Genomic DNA, 18,480 nt, shown 5'->3' on the forward strand with positions numbered 1-18,480 from the left:
AAGGCCTGTTCGACGGCGGTAACTGAAACTTAAGCGAGCCATAAAACCGGCCGCCGAACAGGCCTTTCGCTTGTGACTGTCACATGTTCCAGACCTGGAACTCCGCGAGCTGCCCGGCCGGCCAGCCGGTGTTCGCCGTGATCGTTACACGCCAGTAGCGGGCGGTCGTCGCGGGGAACGTGATGGTCGCCGTCGGGCCGAAGGTGTAGGTGCCCGCGGTGACCGTCGCGAACGACGAGCCGTCCGAGGACGCGCTCAGCGTCAGCGTCTGGTTGCGCGCGCCCCACGACGCCGGCAGCTGCAGCACCACCTTCGTGGCCGAGCGCGCCGAGCCCAGGTCGACCTGCACCCACTGCGGGAACGCGTTGTTGGCGCTCTCCCAGTATGTGCCCTGGTTGCCGTCGGTCACGTTGCCCGAGCCGTAGGTCTGGTTGTGCGACGACTCCGCGGTCGGCCGGCCGGCGGCCATGTTGGTCGGGGTGGGGGTACCGGTGCCCTGGCTGAACTGGAGGCTGTTGAGGTTCCAGCCGCCGGTGTCCTGCACGAGGGCGAGCACCTGCTGACCCGCCGGGAGGGTCAGCGTGGCGGTCGCCGCCGACCAGGCCTGCCAGTCGCCGGTCGCCGGGATGTTCACCGGGCCGGTGAGGTTGGTTCCGGCCGCGTTCGCGATGTGCAGGGCGCCGGTGACCGCGCTCGGGGCCGCGATCCGCGCCGTGAGCGTGTACTGGCCGGCTGTCGCGACGTTCACGGAGTACCGGAACCATTGCCCGTTGCTCGTCCAGCCGAGGTTGTAGCCGCCTCCGGTGTCCGAAGTGGACTCCAGGTCGACGCCGTCGGCGCGGTAGCCGTTCGCGGTGCCGTTGACGGAGGTGACGTTGTAGGCGAGGCCCTGGCCGCCGGTGTCGTAGTTCTCGGCCTGCACCGTGCCGGGGATCGCGGCCGGGGTGCCGCCGAACGGCGCCTCGACCGGGCCGCTGCCGCCCTGCCAGCTGTTGCCGCTCAGGGTGGCCGCGAAGCCGCCGGAGTTGTTGAGGTACGCGCTGCTGCCCGCCTTGAGCCCGCTGACCGTGTTGCCGGTGATGGTGGCCGAGCCGGACGGGGCCGGGTAGAACGGCGGCGCGATGACGACGCCGTTGCGCCCCGGATTGGTGACGGTGTTGTTCAGCAGCTGGGTGTTGGTCGACTGGGAGAAGCCGATGCCGTCGTACAGCGAGCTCACCACGGTGTTGTTCGCCACCGTGACCCGGTCGACGGTGCCGACGTTCTGCCCGTCACCGCCGTTGCCGACGTGCAGGGCGGGCTGGCCCTGGCTGTAGCCGTTGCCGCCCGAACGCGTGACCACGTTGTTCGAGACCGTGGCGCTGAGCAGGTCGTTGCCGTTGACGCCGAAGCGGCCGGCGCCGAGACCGATGTAGCGGGCGGTGTCGCTGATCGCGTTGTACTCCACGTCGTGCCCGCTGCCGCCGTAGATGCCGATCCCCTTGCCGCCCCACGGCGCGATGATGGTGTTGCGGGTGAACGTGGTGTTGGCCATCGGCGTGTAGTACGTCCGGTTGCCGTTGCCGTCGGTGTTGTAGTTGACCGAGTTGATGGCCATGCCGTCGTCGCCGGTGCCGCGCACGAAGTTGTTCGTTGCGCTCAGGTTGTTGCCGACCGAGTTGTTCAGCGAGACGTTGTTGAGATTGATGCCGTCGGCCCAAATCGTGGTCAGCCGGCTGTTGCGGACCTGGCCGCCGGTCCCGGAGGCCCAGAAGCCCGACAGCGTGTGCTGGGTCCAGATGTTGTCGGCGACCCAGTTGGTGCCGGTGGTGTCCATCGCGCCGCCGGCTCCGTCCACTGTGGCCCGGCTGGTCGCGTTGGAGTCGATGTGGAAGTCGCGCACCGTGCACGAGGTCAGGTCGAAGACGGCACCCAGCGGCTGTGGGTTCGGCAGCGGTACCGCCCGGTAGATGGTGCTGTACCAGGGTCCCGCGCCCGCGATGGTGATGCCGTTCGCGTGCAGGCCGCTGGTGCCCTTGAGGTAGAAGGTCCCGGCCGGGATCCACAGCACCTTGCCCTGCGACTGCGCCTGGTTGATGCAGTTCTGGATCGCGCTCGTACTGTCCACGCCCGGATTGTCGGCCGCACCGCAGGACGTGATCGAGATGGAGCCGGCCGGCTGGGCGATCGGCGCCGGGTTCTCCACGTCGACCACGTCGATGTCGTAGAAGGCGGCCGAGTTCGCGGCGTCGCGCTGCAGCGCGAACGTGCCCCCGGGCGCGATCGGCGCGCCGGTGACGAAGGTGCGGGCCTCGTCGAAGAACACCCGCGGGTTGCCGTCGGCCGGGTTCTGGTCGGCGCTGTCGTTGTAGTGGTTGTTGCCCTCGTACACCCACGACTGCTTCGAGGTGAGCGGGAGCGCCTGGCGGTAGGTGCCGTCGACGTAGAGGTTCAGCGACGAGGTGATCCCGCCGCCGCCGGCCGCGTCGGGGATGCTGGCGCGCACCACGATCGCGCTGATCGGCTTGCCGGTCGTGTTCGTCCACTGCACCTTCTGGCCGGTCGCGGTCAGGTGCACGTAGGCGTGGCCGGAGGCTTCCAGGGCGGCGCTGGAGTACTGGGTCGTCGGGGCGGCGGTGAGCGCCACCGTGCTCGCGCCCCCGCCGAGCGTCCCGGCCTCGGCCTCGAAGCTGGTGAACGGCGTGGTCGCGCCGGCGGCGGCCAGGGCGGGCGAGCCGGCGGCGACGAGCGCGGCCCCCGCGAGGGCGAGCACGGCCAGCGGCCCCGCCGCCCGGCGAACGACACGCATCGATGATCGGGCCATGGAGTGTCCCTTCAGGAACCCGCGCACGTAGCGGCGTACGCAAGTATTTGCAGAAAACACTCTTCAAGCTGACGAGTCAAGAGCGGAATTTGTACACCCGCTGCACTAATCTTTGACCAGGATCAATCGCGTGTACAGCAGGTCGAACCCCTGGCGCTGCGCGTTCTCGTGCGACTTCGAGCCCGGCTGCGTGGTGATCGTGGCCAGCTCGGCCGCCTCGGCGGCGGCGTCGCGCAGCCGCGCGGCCAGCAGCGCCTGCTGCACCCCGCGGCGGCGGTGGGCCGGCAGGGTCGCGGCCCCGGTGAGCTGGGCGACGCCGCCGGCCATCCGCAGGCTCGCCCCGCCGGCCGCCACCCCGTCGCGCCGCGCGAGATAGTGCCGCAGCCCCGCCCTGGCCATGTCGAGCATCGCCGTCACCACGGTGTCGCGGGCGAACGACTCGTGCGAGGGCACCCCCTGCGTGTCGTCGACCATGACCGCGTCGGCGACGACGTCGAGCCACTCCCGCAATGCCGCGGCGGACGAGACCTGGTGGATGTCGACCCCAGGCACGGCCGGCCGCGGCGAGGGCACGCAGCCGAGCACGTTCTCGCACCCGACGAGCCGGTACCCGCGCCCGGTCAGCAGCTCCGCCACGGCCGGGTCGGCGAGCGTGGCCACCTCGGCCTGCACCGGCGACCCGGCGGCGGCGAACCACCGCTCGACGTCGTCCAGCTCGGCCTCGGTCGGCAGCTCCGCGAACCCCAGCCCGGCAATCTTGTTCAGCGGCGACCCGGGGCTCGCGAACGCGGCCACCCCGCCGCCGATCGGCCGGGCTCCGGGCACCGCCGCCGCGATCAGGCCGGCCTCGGCCCGCTCCAGCCGCGCGGCGAGATCGGTGGAACAGAACATGGTCAGTCACCTTCGGGTTCGTAGGAGAACACGATCATGTCCCGCATCGGGATGCCGTGTTCGGCGATCGGTGGGTCGACGTAGGCGAAGAAGTCCCGGTGTACGCGCAGCATGCGGAACCCGCACACCTGGTAGAACGCGATGTTCTCCAGCGACGAGGTGGCCGTGCCGACGATCAGCCCCGCCGGGTAGCCGGCCTGCAGCGCGGCCAGGATGCGCCGCCCATGGCCGCGGCGGCGGTGCTCGGGGGCGATCGCGATGTACACGATCTCGGCCGGCTCGCCGGGGCTCAGCCGCACGACGGCCGCCCCGATGAGCGCGCCGCCGTCCCGGGCCGCGTAGGACTTGCAGTGCGGGTCGGCGATCGTCGCGCGGATGCGGTCGTCGCCCTCCTCCGCGTCGCGCAGGACCGGGACGAGCGCCTCGGCGGCGGCCGGGTCCACGAGGTTCAGTTCCAGCGTCACCGCCGCAGCGTCGCACCGCCCCGCCGCACCCGGCAAAGTCATTACGAACCGGTTATCGTCGCGCGGATGAGCGGGGTGCGCATCGGCGCGGGCAACCTGGGCGGCCGCGGGCTCTGGGCCGAGCGGGACTTCGCGGCCGGCGAGGTCGTCGTCGCGTACGAGCTGCGGGAGCTCGACGCCCGCGAGTACGCGGCCCTGCCGGCGGGCGAGGAGCTGTTCGTGCACAGCTACTGGGGCCGCCGCTACCTGTACCCGGCGCCGGCCCGCTACGTGAACCACGCCGACGACCCGTCGTGCTACCAGGACTTCGATCGCGCCTGCGACGTCGCGCGGCGGCCGATCGCGGCGGGCGAGGCGATCACCATCGACGCCGGCCAGGAGACGGCCCGCGAGCTGGCGACGTTTCTCGCCGCCTGGAACGACGACCCGGCCCGCCGGCCCGAGCTCGTCGCCGCCGATGCCGTCCTGTGGCGCGACGGCGTACCGCACCACGGCCGCGAAGCGGTGCTCGGCCGGCATCGCGTGCACGACCCCGCCTGGCTCGTCGGCACCGGCCGCTGGGAGGCGCTCTGCTCCGCCACGTCCGGCGGCCGGCACGTGACGATGCTGCTGAAGGTCGTCGCCGGCAACTGGCAACTCGTGTACCAGCACCTGGGCTGAGCGCTCGCGGGCCGCCCTTGGGACCCGGTCGTACCCTGGCGGCATGTCGCTTCCGCCGGTCGTGGTCGGTCGTCCGCGCAGTACACCGACGTGGTTCTGGTTTGTGATCGGGTTTGTCGTGCTGATGCTGATCGCCGGCGCGATCACCGCCGCCGTCTTTCTCACCGCGCGCTTCGGCGGTGGCGCGCGGTCCGGGGACGTCGCCTACACGCTGCGGGTCGCCGGCGAGGACGGGCGGGCGCCCGACGACTGGACGATGGAGGAGACCCGCAGGATCCTCCAGGACCGGCTCAGGACGCTCGACGTCGACCGGCCGCACGTCGACAAGACCGCGGCCGACACGTTGCGGGTCACCGCGGCCCACGACGATGCCGGGCGGGTCAAGGCGGTCCTCGAACCGGGGCATCTGACGTTCCGGAAGGTGCTCGACCAGACGCCGATCGGGGCGGCCACGGCCGACTGCCAGGCCGGAGTGCAGGTGCCGGGGGACGCCGGCGGGCCGCTCGCGTCGGCCAAGGCGAAACTCGGCGACGCCACCTACGCGGCCGCCGCGGCGCTCACCGAACCCGACGACCCGGCCGGGGCGAGGCTGACCGGGTTCGACAAGCTGACGTGTGCCGAGGTCGCGGCGCTGCCCGCCGGGATGCAGTACAACGTGCCGGGCGTCAGCTGCACGATGCTCGGGCACCGGCCGGCCGGTGTGCTCGCCGACGGTGAAGCGGTGACCGCGTGTGACGACCGGGTCAAGTACCGGCTCGACGTGGCCAAGGTGACCGGGGCGGAGCTGGCCGGGGCGGAGGCCGGGACACGGGCGGACATCGGGTCCTACGTCGTCAAGATCAGCTTTACCCCGGCCGGGCAGGGGAAGTGGACCGACCTCACGCGGGAGGCGCTCGAGCGGCAGGTGGCCATCCTCGTGGACGACGAGGTGGTGTCGGCGCCGATGATCCAGGGGGTCATCCCGGGCGACGCCGAGATCTCCGGCGGTGCGCTGGCCGAGCGGGACGGGGCCACCTCGCTCGCCGCCACCCTCAGTTCCGGGGCGCTGCCGGCGCAGGTGACGATCACCGCCACCGGGACCGTGGCGTAATCGGCCGGGCCTTACGATCGGGCGGTGACCACGGGGGAGCGGATCAGCATCGCGCGGCGGCGGCTCGGGCGGCCCGGGCCGTATCCGCGGCAGTTCTGGCTCGCCGCCGGGGTGGTGACCGCGATCGCGCTGGCGCTGCGGCTCGTCGGGCTGACGCATCCGAAGAACATCATGTTCGACGAGGTGTACTACGCCAACGAGGCGTGGGACCTGCTGCAGCACGGCGTGGAGTGGGAGCCGCTCGGCGGGCAGCCGGAGTACGTGGTGCATCCACCCCTCGGGAAATGGATGATCGCGGCGGGGGAGTGGCTCTTCGGGTACAACTCCTTCGGTTGGCGCATTTCGGCGGTGCTGGTCGGGGTGGCGGCGATCGTGCTCGTCATGCTCGCGGCCTGGCGGCTGTTCCGCTCGACGGTGCTCGCCGCGGCCGCCGGGCTGCTCATGGCCCTCGACGGCATGCACTTCGTGCTCTCGCGGGCCGCGCTGCTCGACATCTTCCTGCTGTTCTGGATCGTCGTCGCGTTCTTCTTCCTGGTCCTGGACCGCGAACAGCGCCGGGCCCGCTGGCTGGCGATCGTCGAGGCGCGCGGTGACACGCTGCGGCCGAAGCTCGGGATTCCCTGGTACCGCATCGCCTGCGCCATCTCGCTCGGGCTCGCCTGCGGCGTCAAGTGGAGCGGGCTGTGGTACCTCATCCTGTTCGCCCTCGCCGCCGTCGCCTTCGACATGGGTGCGCGGCGCAGCGCGGGCGTGCGGCACTGGATCGCCGAGAGCATCCTGCCCGCGACGGGCTGGCTCGTCGCCATCGTCGGGCTTGCGCTCTTCGCCTACCTCAACACGTGGTGGGGCTGGTTCCTCAGCGACGACGGCTACTTCCGGCACTGGTACGCCGCCTCGCACAACCTCCCGCACGACCGCCCGTTCGACGCGATCGTCAACCTGGTCCACTACCACGAGACGGCCTACCAGTTCCATTCCACATTGGACAAGCCGCACCGGTACCAGTCGTGGCCGTGGCAGTGGCTGCTGCTCGGCCGCCCCGTCGTGTTCTCCTGGGAGACCGACGAGGCGTGCGGGGCGAGCCAGTGCGCGTCCGAGGTCCTGCTGCTCGGCACGCCGCTGCTGTGGTGGTCGTTCCTGCCGGCCCTGGCCGCCCTCGGCTGGCTGGGGTTCGCCCGCCGCGACGGCCGGGCGTGGTTCGTGATGGCCGCCGCCCTGGCCGGGATCGTGCCCTGGTTCCAGTCGATGCCGGCGCACCGCACGATGTACATCTTCTACGCCCTGCCGGCCGAGCCCTTCCTCGTGCTGGCCGTGGTCTACGTGCTGGGGGCGATCATCGGCCCGCCCGGCGGCGAGCGGCGCACCCTGGGAGCCGTCATCGCCGGGGTGTACGTGCTGCTGGTCGCCCTCTGCTTCGCGTACTTCTACCCGATCTTCACCGGCACGCCGATCCCGTACCAGGACTGGCTGGACCGGCTGTGGCTCGGCAACCGCTGGGTCTGACTCACCGGGCGAACGCCGCTCTGATCTCGTCGCGCAGCCACGCGTGCGCCCGGTCGGTGTCGTTGCGCTGATGCCAGGTCAGCACGATCGGGACCGGCGGCGCTTCGAGGGGCAGCGGCAGCGGCTGCATGCCGTGGCGGGTCAGGGCGTCCGCGGTCATCCGGCCGGGCACGGTGACGGCGGCCCCGAGCGCGCCGGCGAGCGCGAGCGCGGCGTCGACCGTCGGGGCCGACGCCACCGTCGAGCGGGCCAGCCCCCGCGCCTCCAGGGCGTCGTCGAGCGGGTCGCGCAGCCGTCCGCGCCGCGACACGATGACATGCGCCATTTTCGTGTACCGCCCGAGCCCCAACGTTTTCCCGCGCACGCCCAGCGGCACCGCCACGACCCGGGCGTCGTACCCGAGGATCTCGGAGCGGATCTCCGGCAGCTCCGGCTCGGTCGCCCCGATCTCGGCGTCGACCCGCCCGTGGCGCAGGTCGCTGGTGTCGTCCCCGGCCTCGCCGAGAAAGCGCAGCCGCACGCCGGGCGCCATACCGTGCACCGCCGCCACGAGCCGCGGCCCGACCGAGGCGGTGATGGCGTCGTGGAAGCGCAGCGTGAACGTGCGCCGCAGGGTGGCCGGGTCGACCTCGGCGTCCGGCGCGAGCAGGGCCTGCGCCTCCTCGACGAGCCGGTGCACGTCGGCCCGCACGCGCAGCGCGAAGGGCGTGGCCGCCATGGTGCGCCCGGTCCGCACCAGGATCGCGTCGCCGGTGGCCCGCCGGATCCGCCCCAGCGTCCGGCTCATCGCGGGCGGCGAGAGATGCAGCCGCCGCGCCGCGCCGAGCACGCTGCCCTCCTCCAGGAGCGCGTCGAGGGCGGTCAGCAGATTCAGGTCCAATGAGTGCACGTGGGTAACGGTAGCCGTACCAAGGATGCATTTGCCGCACTGCTGTTCGCCCCGTTCACTGGGAGGCATGGAACTGCTGCTGCAACCGGTGGTCGAGACGGCGCGGGACTTCGGCGCGCGTCTCCTGAAGCTGTACTCCCCGGCGAACCGCCTCACCGGCCGCGACGCGATCCGCGCCGGGGCCGGCGCGCTGGACTTCGAGGACCCGTTGCGCGAGGCGCTGCGGGCGATCCGCCCGGCGGCGGGCTGGGTCAGCGACGACGAGGAGCGGACCGCCCTCGGCGCGGGGGAGTGGTGGGCCGTCGACGACGTGGAGGGCGCGGTCAACCTGCTGCACGGCCGCCCCGAGTGGTGCGTCGACATCGCGCTGGTCCGCGACGGGGAGGTGGAGCTGGCGGTGGTCTACCAGCCGGTCGGCGACCTGCTCTACACCGCGACCCGGGGCGGCGGCGCGTTCGTCAACGGCCATCGGCTGGAAGTGTCGCCGAAATCCGCTTTCGCCGACGCGATCGTCGAGACGAGCCAGGTCGGCGACGAACCGGCCGCGCTCAAGTCCCGCATCGGCGCCGCCATCGGCACCCTGATGTCCCGCGCGCTGCTGGTCCGCACGACGATCCCGACGACGTTCCCGCTGCTGGCCCTCGCGGAGGGGCGCTCGGACGTCTTCTGGCAGTACGAGCCGGCGCTGACCGGCGTGGCCGCGGGCGTGCTGCTGGCGACGGAGGCGGGCGCGCTCGCCACCGACCTGACCGGCGCACCGTGGCGGCCCGGCGCGGCGAGCCTGCTGGTCGCACCGCCGGCGCTGCACGCGGAGGCCCTGAAGGCGATGGCGGACCTCTGATGGAGCTGACGATTCTGGGCGCGACCGGCGGCACCGGCCGCGAACTGGTCCGCCAGGCCCTCGAACGCGGGCACACGGTCCGGCCGGTCTCCCGGTCACCACGCCCGGGCGGGGTCACGGCGGACGTCCGCGACCCGGCGGCGATCGCGCTCGCGCTCAAGGGCGCCGAGGTGGTGCTGTCCGGCCTGGGCATCGCGAACGGCGAGGCGCCGGGCGCGCTGACCGCCGGGGCGCGGGCGGCGGCCGAGTCGGGCGCGCGGATCGTCTGGCTGGCCGCGCTCGGCACCGGCCCGTCGGCCCCCGTGGCGGGCGCGCTGACCCGGGCGCTGCTGGGCACCATGATGCGCAAGGAACTCCCGGACCGGGTGGCGGCCACCGAGACGGTGCTCGCGGCGGGCGGCACGGTCTTCCACGCGGGCCCGCTGACCGACGGGCCGCTGTCGGCCGCGCGGCGGACCATGGCGCTGCCGGACGTGCCGCGCCGGCTGTTCCCGGCGAGCGTGAGCCGGGCGACGGTGGCCGCGGCGATGCTGGACGAGGCCGAGTCGGCCGTCTTCGCGGGACAGCCGGTCGCCGTCCTCGGCTAGCGGTGACCGACGCAGTCGTGGGCCCAGAACGGGTCGGAGTAGATGAAGGTGCCGGTCATCCAGTCCTCATAGGACGACATCCGGGCGACCTGGAACGTGCCCGGCGGGTAGCGCAGGGTCGGCGGGCGGAAGTCCAGCTCGGTGGCGTCCTCGAAGCCCCGCTTGCCGTAGTAGCGGGGCGAGCCCTCCAGGAACACCAGCGGCAGTCCGCTGCCCTCCGCCTCTTCGAGCGCCCGCGCGACGAGCGCGGTGCCGATGCCCTGCCCCTGGAACTCGGGCAGGACGGCGAGCGGGGACAGGGAGTACACGTCGACGAGGCGGCGCGGGGCGTCGAGCCGGCACGGATTGAGCATCACGTGGCCGACGACCCGCTCGCCGGCGACCGCGACGAGCGAGACGGGCCGCAGGGCGCGCAGGGCGTCGACGAGCCCCGGCACCCGGTCACCGTCGCCGAACGCCTGCCCCTGCACCTCCCGCACGGAGCCGTGGTCGTCGTCCCGCTCGTGCCGGATCGTCAGCGTCATCCGCGCCACGCTAGACCCGCGGCAACGGGCCCGCGACGCAATTACGCGATGGTGACCGGGAGCCGGCCGGGGGCGTCGGCCCGGCCCACGAGCACGTCGGCGAGGGCGGTGAGCGAGACCGGCTGGTAGCCGTAGGCGGCCAGGAACCCGGGCACCTCCGGGAAGGACGCCAGGTCGTACGGTCCGCCGACCGCGGCCGCCACGATCGGCCGCCCGGTCGCGACCAGGGCCTTGACCAGCGCCACCTGGGTGGCGTCGGCCCACACGTTGTTGGTCGTCACCACCACGGCGTCCACGGTCGCGGCGGCCGCCACGGCCTGGGCGATCACCGCGGCGGACGGGGATCCGGTCCACAGCCGGGTGGCGGTGACCCCGCGCGCGTTCAGGGCGTCGGTCAGGGTCTGCGTCGTGCCGACGCCCCAGCCGGTCACCAGCACGCGCGCGCCGGCCGCGAGGGGAATGCCGCCGCCGCGCAGCTTCGTGATGGAGCGGGCCGCGATCGTGGCCATGGTCCGCAGGTGCTCCGGGGTGCCGACGACCGGGGCGGTGGAGACGTCGCCGCGCCGATACAGGCCGAGCTCGCGCTTCATGCGCAGGATGCGGCGTACCGACTCGTCGATCCGGGATTCCTTGAGCGTCCCCGCGGCGACCGCGTCCAGCACCGCCTGGATCGCGGCGGGCGGGTCGGCCGGCATCAGCAGCTGGTCGATGCCCGCGTCGATGGCGTCCAGCACGATCTTCGCCTGCGGGATGCCGGCCAGCGCGGCCGCGTCCAGGGCGTCGGTGATGACCACCCCGTCGTAGCGCAGCTGCCGGCGCAGCAGGTCGGTGACGATCGGGCGGGACAGGCTGGCCGGCGCGCCGGACGGGTCCAGGGCCGGTGCGACGATGTGCGCGGCCATGATGCTGGGCACGCCGGCGGCGATCGCGGCGCGGAACGGCGGCACGTGCGTGGCGAGGATCTGGGCCCGCGTCTCGTTGGTCACCGCCACGCCGTTGTCGGTGTTCACCGTGGTGTCGCCGAGGCCGGGGAAGTGCTTGGCCTGCGCGCCGATCCCGGCCAGCCGGTAGCCGGCGACGGCCGCCGCGCCGAACAGCGAGACCTGGGCCGTGCGGTCGCCGAACGCGCGGGGTCCGTCGGCGGCGTTGCGCGGGTTGGTGTTCACGTCCACGACCGGCGCGTCGACCACGTTGATGCCCAGCGCCAGCAGCTCCTCGCCGCTGATCCGGGCCGCCCCCAGCGCGTTGAGCGGGTCCTGGGTCGCGCCGATGGCCATGTTGCCCGGCGACACCGCGAGCGGGGCGCCGATCCGGGTGACGATCCCGCCCTCCTGATCGGTGCTGATCTGCAGCGGGATCCCGGTGTCGGCGCGGGCGGCCGCCTGCAGCTGGTTCGACAGCGCGGCGATCTGGGGCGGGTTGGCCAGGTTGTGGCTCCACGAGAAGTAGATGACACCGCCGAGGTGGTACCGCTGCACGACCTCGGCCCCGCTGGCCACCCCGTAGTGGGCCTGGTTCGCGGCGGCGTCGGCCGCGGCGGGGGCGGTGGCGTTGTCGCCGTAGACGTACCCGACGAACATCTGCCCGACCTTCTCCTCCAGCGTCATCCCCGCCAGCGGGTCAGCGGGCGCCGCCGCGGCCTCGTCGGGCAGGCTCGCGACCACCAGGGAACCAACCGCACCAACCAGCAGAGATCGTCGCAACATGCATCAATCTCACTCCGGTCGATGTCTGCGGTCAAGGGCAGGCTTCGAGGTCGACGACGAACACGGAGCCGCCGCCGGGGTTCGGCTCGAAGATCACGTCGGCCCCGTTGGCCTGGGCCAGGTTGCGCACGATGTACAGCCCGAGCCCCGTCCCGCGCACCTTGGCCGCATCCCGCTCGGCCCGGGCCAGCCGCTCGAACAGCCGGTCGCGGAAGTCCTCGGGCACGCCGGGCCCGCGGTCCTCGACGGCCACCCGCACCCGCCCCGCGCCGGCGTGCACCCGGATCGCGGTCGCGCCGCCGCCGTACTTCGCCGCGTTGCTCAGCAGGTTGGTGAGGATCTGCTGCAGCTGCCCCGGGTCGACCAGCACGCCCGCGTCCGGCCCGGACACCGGTACGCCCTCCGCACCGGCGTTGGCCAGGGCCAGCGCGATCTGGCCGCCCAGCGCAACCGGCACCCGCTTGGCGCTCAGCGTGCCCGCCTCGCTGCGGACCATCGTGAGCACCTCCTGCACGATGCCGTCGAGGCGGTGCGCCTGGCGGGTGATGCCGTCGACCACCTTGGTGCGCATCCCGGCGCCGAGCGTATCCCAGGTGTCGGAGGCGATTTCCGTGTACCCGAGGATCGCCGCCAGGGGGTTGCCCAGCTCGTGCCCGAGCATGCCGATGAGGTCGCGCTTGAGCCGGTTCGCCTCCTCCAGCTCGGTGTTGCGGGCGGCGAGCGCGGCCGCGTCGTCGGCGTGCCGCAGGGCCGAGCCGAGCGCCTCGGCGAGCAGGGCCAGCTGCTGCTCGTCGGCGTCGTCGAACACCTCGGCGCGCTGCGAGGAGACCAGCAGCGCGCCGAACACGACGCCGTCGGCGTGCAGCGGCGCGACGAGCATCGCGGCGATGCCGAGCCGGTCGCAGGTCTCGCGGTCCACCCGCGGGTCGGTGGCGGCGTCGCGGCAGTGCGCGGGCGCGTCCGCGGCCATCACCGAGCCGCCGAGCGAGCCGTCGGCGCGCAGCCGCCAGCCGCGCGCGTCCGCGATCGTGCCCGCCGTCGCGGCGTACACCAGCTCCGGGCCCTCGGCCAGGGACACCGCGGCCCCGTCGGCCGCCGGGAACAGCTCGACCGCCCGCTCGGCGACCACCCGCAGCGCCGCGTCCCGGTCGGCCGCGGCCGCGATGAGCTCGCGCTGCACCCGCACCGTGTGTTCGAGCCGGCGCAGCTCCCGCTCGGTGGCCCGGGTGGCGGCCCGCTCGGCCGCGATGTCCTGCAGCTGCATCAGCCGCCACGGCTCGCCCAGCGGCCCCGGCACGACGGAGAGCGTGACCCGCGCCCACACGGTGCGCCCGTCGGGGCGGAGCACCCTTTGGTCGTACTGCACCTGCCCGCCCGCCCGCAGCCCGGTCCGCGCGTCGGTGGCGGTGGCCAGGTCGCGCGGGTCGGTGACGTCGAAGTACCGCAGCCCGGCCAGCTCCCCGGCGCTGCGCCCGGTCAGCGCGGCCGCGGCCGGGTTGGCCTGGCGGAACACGTCGGCCTCGTCGCACAGCACCAGCCCGAGCGGGCTGCCCGCGAACGCCGCCCGGAACTGCTCCTCGCTGCGCGCCAGGGCCAACGCCGCGGCCCGCTCCCGGGTCACGTCCAGCAGCTGGACCACGGCCGCCGCCGGGCCCTCACCGTCGCTGATGACCGACGTGTGCGCGGCCACGTGCACCAGCGTCCCGTCCCGGCGCCGCATGGCCGCCTCGCGGGCGCTGCGGTGCCGGCGGCCGTCGGCGAGGGAGGCGAGCGCGAGGTCGAACCGGTCGCGGGGAATCGCGATGAGCTCGCCCAGCTCCCGCCCGCCGACCTCGTCCGGGTCCAGGCCGACGAGCTCGCTGAAGGCCGGGTTGGCCAGCACGATCCGGCCGTACTCGGGGCCGCGCAGCCCCACCACGGCCTTGGCGAGCGGGCTGTGGTCGAACACCTCGGCGAAGCGCCGCTCGCTGTGCCCCAGGCGCTCGACCGCGGCCAGCGCGGCGGCCCGCTGCCGGGCCAGCTCGGCGTTGGTCTCGGTCGCCTCGTGCAGCAGCTCCTGCGTGCGCTCGGCGTGCTCGGCGTGCCGCAGCGCCCCGGTGAGCGCGTCGGCGAGCAGAGTCAGCTGCTGCTCGTCGGCCTCGTCGAACGCGTGTGCCCGCCGCGCGATGACGGCGAGCACGCCGATCGGGCCCTCGGGGCGCAGCAGCGGCGCGATGACCAGGGAGCGGATGCCGGTGGCCTGCCCGAGCCGGGTGCCCGCGCGCGGGTCGGTCGCGGTGTCGTCGCAGCGCAGCGTCGAGCGGGTGGAGATGGCCAGGCCGGCGATGGAGCCGGTCATCGGCAACTGCGGCCCGGCGGCCCCGGCCGGCGCGAACCCGGCCACGGCGACCATCGGCAGCCCCTCCCCGGTCGCGTCGAGCAGGTGCACGGCGGCGCCCTCGCCCTCGGGCATGACCTGCAGCGCCCGCTCGGCGGTGAGACTCAGCACGGCGTCACGGTCCCCGGCGGCCGCGGCGATCTCCCGCTGGACCACGATCGTCGTGCGCAGCCGCCGCGCCTCGTCCTGGGACCGGGCCGCACGATCGGCGAGCGCATGCCGGTCGGTGCTCTCCATGGACTCCAGCACGGCGAGGCGGCCCCCGGCGACCAGCAGCGTCCGCGTGCTGATCCAGACCTTGACGCCGTTGCGGCGCACGATCTGCCGCTCGCAGGTCGCCTCGGTGAAGCCGCCGAAGGGCTCGTCGGGGTGCAGCAGCAGCGCGAGGGGGCGGCCGACGAGCTCCTCGCGGCGATACCCGGTGAGCACACAGAAGGCGTCGTTGACCTCGGCCAGCTCGCCGCCCATGGTCGCCACCGCCTTGGCGATGGCGCTGCGCTCGAAGACCTCGGCGAGCAGTTGCGCGCGCGACTGCTCGTCGAGCCGCTCGAGCAGACCGACGGTCACAACCTCATGATCGGCGGGCCTCTCCCGGACCTGAGGCTCTCGCAACATGCGGCCGATCGGCGTCTCTTCGGGCAGCCGCACCAGTCGGCAGTCGGGGCGGTTCACCGCACGTCGGCGCGCGCCGTTCTCAGGAGCCCCAGCAGCACCGGGAGCGCGACCCACAGGGCGGCCGAGGCGCCGAAGCGGGCCCACTCGTCGGCGCTCACGTTCGTGGTGGCGAGAGGTACCCGGGTCCGGCTCAGGTCCAGCCAGCTCGCGGCCGGATCCAGGGCGGGCACCAGGCGGCCGGCGGCGGCCCAGGCGATCGGCAGCACGTAGTAGGCGGCCACGCCCGGCGCCGAGGCCAGCACCAGCAGCCCGAAGCCGAATCCGCACAGCATCGTGGCCAGCTCGACCAGCACCAGCTGGCCGGCCACGGTGAGGTCCACGGCGCCGGCGAACGCGGCCGCGCAGCCGAGGGCGAACAGGGCCGCGGCCAGGCCCAGCAGCGTGACGGCGGCCAGCTTGGCGAGGACGACCCGGTGGCGCCGCGGTACCAGCGCGAAGGTGGTCAGGGCGGTGCGCTGCGACCATTCGCTGGTCACGCTCAGCACCGCGAGGACGGGCAGCAGGATCGACACCGGGAGCTGGGCGGCGGCGGCCAGGTCCGGGAACGTCCGCGCGCCGGTCTGCACCAGCGGCGCCGTGACGGTGAGGACGGCGACGGTCGCGAGCAGCCACCGCGCCGCCCGGGTGTCGACGGCCTTGCGCAACTCGACCAGCACGAGGTTCATCGCGCCTCCTGGGTGTCGACGGCCTTGCGCAACTTGACCGGCACGAGGTTCATCGCGCCGGCCCTCCGTTCGGGCTTCCATTCGGGCTTCCGGTCGGGCTTCCGGTCGGGCCTCCGCTCAGGCTTCCGGTCGGGCCTCCGCTCAGGCCTCCGGTCGGGCCTCCGCTCAGGCCTCCGGTCAGGCGCAGGAACTCGTCCTCCAGGCTGCCCCCACCGGCGAGGGAGGCGGGCGTGCCCTGGGCGACGATCCGGCCGCGGGCGATGACGACCAGGCGATCGGCGATCCGCTCAACCTCGGCGAGCAGGTGCGAGGAGAGCAGCACCGTCCCGCCCGCGGCCGCGTGACCGGCCAGCAGGTCGCGCAGCCAGCGCATGCCCTGCGGGTCCAGGCCGTTGGCCGGCTCGTCGAGGATCAGCACCTCGGGCGCGCCGAGCAAAGCATGGGCGATCCCCAGCCGCTGGCGCATGCCCAGCGAGTAGTCGCCGACCCGGCGGCGGGCGGCCGCGCTCAGGCCCACCTGCTCCAGGAGCGTGTCCACCCGGGCGGGCGGCAGGCGCAGGAGCCGGGCTGACACCAGCAGTGTCTCCCGCCCGGTGCGGCCCGCGTGCTGGGCGGCCGCGTCGAGCAGCACGCCGCAGCGGCGGCCGGGGGTGGGCAGCTCGCGGTACTCGTGGCCGCACACCGTCGCCCGTCCCCGGGCCGGGCGGGTCAGGCCGCAGATCATGCGCAGCGTCGTGGACTTGCCGGCGCCGTTGGGGCCGAGGAACCCCGTGACCGTGCCGGGTTCGCAGCGGAAGGATACGTCGTGGACGTACACCCCGGACAGCTCTTGCACTTCGATCATGTGGCCAGCGTGCGGCCCGGCGGGGTGCGCGGACATCCGCCTGGGGTCGGCCCGCACCCCCGACTTTGGTCGGTCCCGCCTGCGGCCCGGCGGGGTGCGCGGACATCCGCCCGGGGTCGGCCCGCACCCCCGACTTTGGTCGGTCCCGGATGCGGCCGTGCCGCCGTACTCTTCGGACATGTCACGCAAGCGGATCGCCGACGCGGCCTGCGTGCTCGGGTGCCTCGCGCTCGGGGGGCTGCTGCTGCGCTTCGGCGACGCCGGGTGGGCGCGGCCCGGTGCCGATCCGGCCCTGTCGTGGCGCGCGGACGCGGTGGTGGGGGCGGTGGGGAGCCTGCTCGTGTGGTACCGCCGCAGCAGTCCTTTGTTTGTGGCCCTTCTGCTGGTCCCGGCGGGCGCGGTCGCCGGCTCCGTCACCCCGGCCCTGGCCGTGTCGGTGTTCGCCGTCGCGGTGCGCTGCCGGGCCCGGACGGCGATCGTGGTGGCGCTGGCCGACATGCTCTCCGTCATCGTGTACTTCCTGCTGCAGACCGACCCCCGCCACCCCCTCGCCATCGACCTCGTCGTCCGCGGCGCGATCCTCGCCGGCGCGCTGGGCTGGGGGCTGTTCGCCGGGGCGCAGCGCCGCCTCGTCGCGTCGCTGCGGGACCGGGCCGCGCGGCTGGAGGCGGAGCAGCAGCTGCGCGTCGAGCAGGCGCGGCTGACCGAGCGCACCCGGATCGCCCGCGAGATGCACGACGTCCTCGCCCACCGGCTGTCGCTGGTGAGCCTGCACGCGGGGGCGCTGGAGGTGCGCACGGACGCGTCGCCGGACGAGGTGGCCTCGGCGGCGGGAGTCATCCGCAGCAACGCGCACGAGGCCCTGGGGGAGCTGCGCGCCGTCATCGGCGTTTTGCGTGACACTTCACCGTTTCGGTCGATTGAGGCCCCACAGCCGACCCTGGGCGACGTCCCCGCGCTGATCGCGTCCTCCGGGGCGCTGTACGAGTGCGCGTTGGAAGGTTCCGGACCGCCCGACGCGACGATCGGCCGCACGGTGTACCGCCTGATTCAGGAAGCCCTGACCAACGCGCGCAAGCACGCCGCCGGTACCCCCGTGCAGGTGGTCGTGATTGGCGCGCCCGACACCGGAATCCGGGTGGAGGTGTGCAATCCGTTGACCGCGTCGTCGGGTGTGCCCGGCTCCGGCACCGGGCTCATCGGTCTCGCCGAGCGCGTGGAGCTCGTCGGCGGCCGGTTGCAGCACGGCTTCGAGGGGGCGTCCTTCCGCCTGACCGCGTGGCTGCCGTGGACGACCGACCATGGCTGAGCGCCCGATCCGGCTCGCAATCGTCGACGACGACCCTTTCGTGCGGGCCGGGCTGGCGATGCTGCTGCGCGGGGCCGGCGACATCGAGGTGGTGGCCGAGGGCGCCGACGGGGCGGAAGCGGTCGCGCTCACCGATGCGCACGCACCCGACGTGATCCTCATGGACATCCGGATGCCGCGCGTCGACGGGCTCGTCGCGACCGAGCGGCTGCGGGCGCGGCCGCGAGCGCCGCAGATCATCGTGCTCACCACGTTCGACGCCGACGACTACGTGCTGCGGGCGCTGCGGGCCGGGGCGGGCGGGTTCCTGCTCAAGGACACGCCGCCGCTGGAGATCCTGCGGGCCGTGCGGATCGTCGCGGCCGGCGAGGCGATGCTGTCCCCGGCCGTGACCCGCCGGCTCATCGACCGAGTCGCCGATCCGGCCGCCGCCGCCCGCCGGGCCGAGGCCCGCGAACGGCTGGCCCGCCTGACCGGCCGCGAGCGCGAGGTGGCCGCGGCCGTCGGTCAGGGAAGCTCGAACGCGGAGATCGCCGCCTCGCTGCGGATGAGCGTGCCGACCGTGAAGGCGCACGTCTCGCGGCTGCTGGCCAAGCTCGCGCTCAACAACCGGGTGCAGATCGCCCTGCTGGTGCAGGACGCCTCGTCGTAG

The 18,480-nt window shown here is 73.7% G+C and carries 15 protein-coding genes and 1 pseudogene; 7 read left to right on the forward strand and 9 right to left on the reverse strand.

Annotated elements, in window-relative coordinates; genetic code table 11:
• Positions 1-79 precede the first annotated feature (79 nt).
• From ACQP00_RS14350 to ACQP00_RS14360, 3 genes are all read right to left on the reverse strand, one after another.
• Complete coding sequence (locus ACQP00_RS14350; RefSeq protein WP_433219125.1) at positions 80-2,803, reverse strand: carbohydrate-binding protein; 2,724 nt, start codon at positions 2,801-2,803, stop codon at positions 80-82.
• A 105-nt stretch (positions 2,804-2,908) separates the two neighbouring features.
• Positions 2,909-3,694 (reverse strand): GNAT family N-acetyltransferase, encoded by a 786-nt coding sequence (locus ACQP00_RS14355; protein WP_433219127.1) that lies wholly within the window; start codon positions 3,692-3,694, stop codon positions 2,909-2,911.
• A gap of 2 nt (positions 3,695-3,696) precedes the next feature.
• Positions 3,697-4,158: a GNAT family N-acetyltransferase gene (locus ACQP00_RS14360; RefSeq protein WP_433219129.1), complete on the reverse strand. Its 462-nt coding sequence runs from the start codon at positions 4,156-4,158 to the stop codon at positions 3,697-3,699.
• 66 nt (positions 4,159-4,224) lie between these two features.
• On the opposite strand from ACQP00_RS14360, the gene ACQP00_RS14365 reads away from it, so the two are divergent.
• Genes ACQP00_RS14365 through ACQP00_RS14375 form a run of 3 tightly spaced genes read left to right on the forward strand, consistent with a single transcriptional unit; the run spans position 4,225 to position 7,411 of the window.
• Positions 4,225-4,818: an SET domain-containing protein-lysine N-methyltransferase gene (locus ACQP00_RS14365; RefSeq protein WP_433219131.1), complete on the forward strand. Its 594-nt coding sequence runs from the start codon at positions 4,225-4,227 to the stop codon at positions 4,816-4,818.
• 43 nt (positions 4,819-4,861) lie between these two features.
• Positions 4,862-5,908, forward strand: coding sequence for a SecDF P1 head subdomain-containing protein (locus ACQP00_RS14370; protein ID WP_433219133.1), 1,047 nt, complete (start codon positions 4,862-4,864; stop codon positions 5,906-5,908).
• A gap of 24 nt (positions 5,909-5,932) precedes the next feature.
• The gene (locus ACQP00_RS14375; protein WP_433219135.1) at positions 5,933-7,411 is read left to right on the forward strand and encodes a dolichyl-phosphate-mannose--protein mannosyltransferase; all 1,479 of its coding nucleotides are present in this window, start codon (positions 5,933-5,935) and stop codon (positions 7,409-7,411) included.
• Position 7,412: 1 nt separating this feature from the next.
• Here the strand turns inward: ACQP00_RS14375 and ACQP00_RS14380 are convergent, their stop codons facing one another.
• Positions 7,413-8,300 carry a LysR substrate-binding domain-containing protein gene (locus tag ACQP00_RS14380; protein WP_433219137.1) on the reverse strand — a complete coding sequence of 296 codons (888 nt, stop codon included), beginning with the start codon at positions 8,298-8,300 and terminating at the stop codon, positions 7,413-7,415.
• Positions 8,301-8,367: 67 nt separating this feature from the next.
• Here ACQP00_RS14380 and ACQP00_RS14385 point away from each other — a divergent pair, with 67 nt between their 5' ends.
• Positions 8,368-9,141, forward strand: coding sequence for an inositol monophosphatase family protein (locus ACQP00_RS14385; protein WP_433219139.1), 774 nt, complete (start codon positions 8,368-8,370; stop codon positions 9,139-9,141).
• Positions 9,141-9,728: an NAD(P)-dependent oxidoreductase gene (locus ACQP00_RS14390; protein WP_433219141.1), complete on the forward strand. Its 588-nt coding sequence runs from the start codon at positions 9,141-9,143 to the stop codon at positions 9,726-9,728. Before ACQP00_RS14385 ends, ACQP00_RS14390 begins: the two co-directional genes overlap by 1 nt.
• Here the strand turns inward: ACQP00_RS14390 and ACQP00_RS14395 are convergent.
• The 5 genes and pseudogenes from ACQP00_RS14395 to ACQP00_RS14415 all read right to left on the reverse strand — a co-directional run.
• The gene (locus ACQP00_RS14395; protein WP_433219143.1) at positions 9,725-10,252 is read right to left on the reverse strand and encodes a GNAT family N-acetyltransferase; all 528 of its coding nucleotides are present in this window, start codon (positions 10,250-10,252) and stop codon (positions 9,725-9,727) included. The two genes, ACQP00_RS14390 and ACQP00_RS14395, sit on opposite strands and share 4 nt — an antisense overlap.
• A 41-nt stretch (positions 10,253-10,293) precedes the next feature.
• Complete coding sequence (locus ACQP00_RS14400) at positions 10,294-11,958, reverse strand: glycoside hydrolase family 3 protein (protein ID WP_433219145.1); 1,665 nt, start codon at positions 11,956-11,958, stop codon at positions 10,294-10,296.
• A gap of 31 nt (positions 11,959-11,989) precedes the next feature.
• Positions 11,990-14,902, reverse strand: coding sequence for a PAS domain S-box protein (locus ACQP00_RS14405; protein WP_433219147.1), 2,913 nt, complete (start codon positions 14,900-14,902; stop codon positions 11,990-11,992).
• A gap of 101 nt (positions 14,903-15,003) precedes the next feature.
• The gene (locus ACQP00_RS14410; protein ID WP_433219149.1) at positions 15,004-15,675 is read right to left on the reverse strand and encodes an ABC transporter permease; all 672 of its coding nucleotides are present in this window, start codon (positions 15,673-15,675) and stop codon (positions 15,004-15,006) included.
• 175 nt (positions 15,676-15,850) lie between these two features.
• A pseudogene (locus ACQP00_RS14415) lies at positions 15,851-16,519 on the reverse strand (ABC transporter ATP-binding protein); the annotation flags it as partial.
• 178 nt (positions 16,520-16,697) lie between these two features.
• Here ACQP00_RS14415 and ACQP00_RS14420 point away from each other — a divergent pair.
• Positions 16,698-17,828: a sensor histidine kinase gene (locus ACQP00_RS14420; RefSeq protein WP_433219150.1), complete on the forward strand. Its 1,131-nt coding sequence runs from the start codon at positions 16,698-16,700 to the stop codon at positions 17,826-17,828.
• Entirely contained in the window at positions 17,821-18,480 is a 660-nt protein-coding gene (locus tag ACQP00_RS14425; RefSeq protein WP_433219152.1) for a response regulator, read from the forward strand. Before ACQP00_RS14420 ends, ACQP00_RS14425 begins: the two co-directional genes overlap by 8 nt.

Origin of the sequence: Dactylosporangium sp. CS-047395, from assembly GCF_050942185.1 — a bacterium.
GTDB lineage: Bacteria > Actinomycetota > Actinomycetes > Mycobacteriales > Micromonosporaceae > Dactylosporangium.

Bases quoted from the DNA above. Each gene is read 5' to 3' on its own strand.
- ACQP00_RS14395 (WP_433219143.1), bottom strand. From the start codon at position 10,252: ATGACGCTGACGATCCGGCACGAGCGGGACGACGACCACGGCTCCGTG.
- ACQP00_RS14350 (WP_433219125.1), bottom strand. From the start codon at position 2,803: ATGGCCCGATCATCGATGCGTGTCGTTCGCCGGGCGGCGGGGCCGCTG.
- ACQP00_RS14365 (WP_433219131.1), top strand. From the start codon at position 4,225: ATGAGCGGGGTGCGCATCGGCGCGGGCAACCTGGGCGGCCGCGGGCTC.
- ACQP00_RS14370 (WP_433219133.1), top strand. From the start codon at position 4,862: ATGTCGCTTCCGCCGGTCGTGGTCGGTCGTCCGCGCAGTACACCGACG.
- ACQP00_RS14400 (WP_433219145.1), bottom strand. From the start codon at position 11,958: ATGTTGCGACGATCTCTGCTGGTTGGTGCGGTTGGTTCCCTGGTGGTC.
- ACQP00_RS14385 (WP_433219139.1), top strand. From the start codon at position 8,368: ATGGAACTGCTGCTGCAACCGGTGGTCGAGACGGCGCGGGACTTCGGC.
- ACQP00_RS14410 (WP_433219149.1), bottom strand. From the start codon at position 15,675: ATGAACCTCGTGCTGGTCGAGTTGCGCAAGGCCGTCGACACCCGGGCG.
- ACQP00_RS14425 (WP_433219152.1), top strand. From the start codon at position 17,821: ATGGCTGAGCGCCCGATCCGGCTCGCAATCGTCGACGACGACCCTTTC.
- ACQP00_RS14420 (WP_433219150.1), top strand. From the start codon at position 16,698: ATGTCACGCAAGCGGATCGCCGACGCGGCCTGCGTGCTCGGGTGCCTC.
- ACQP00_RS14355 (WP_433219127.1), bottom strand. From the start codon at position 3,694: ATGTTCTGTTCCACCGATCTCGCCGCGCGGCTGGAGCGGGCCGAGGCC.
- ACQP00_RS14390 (WP_433219141.1), top strand. From the start codon at position 9,141: ATGGAGCTGACGATTCTGGGCGCGACCGGCGGCACCGGCCGCGAACTG.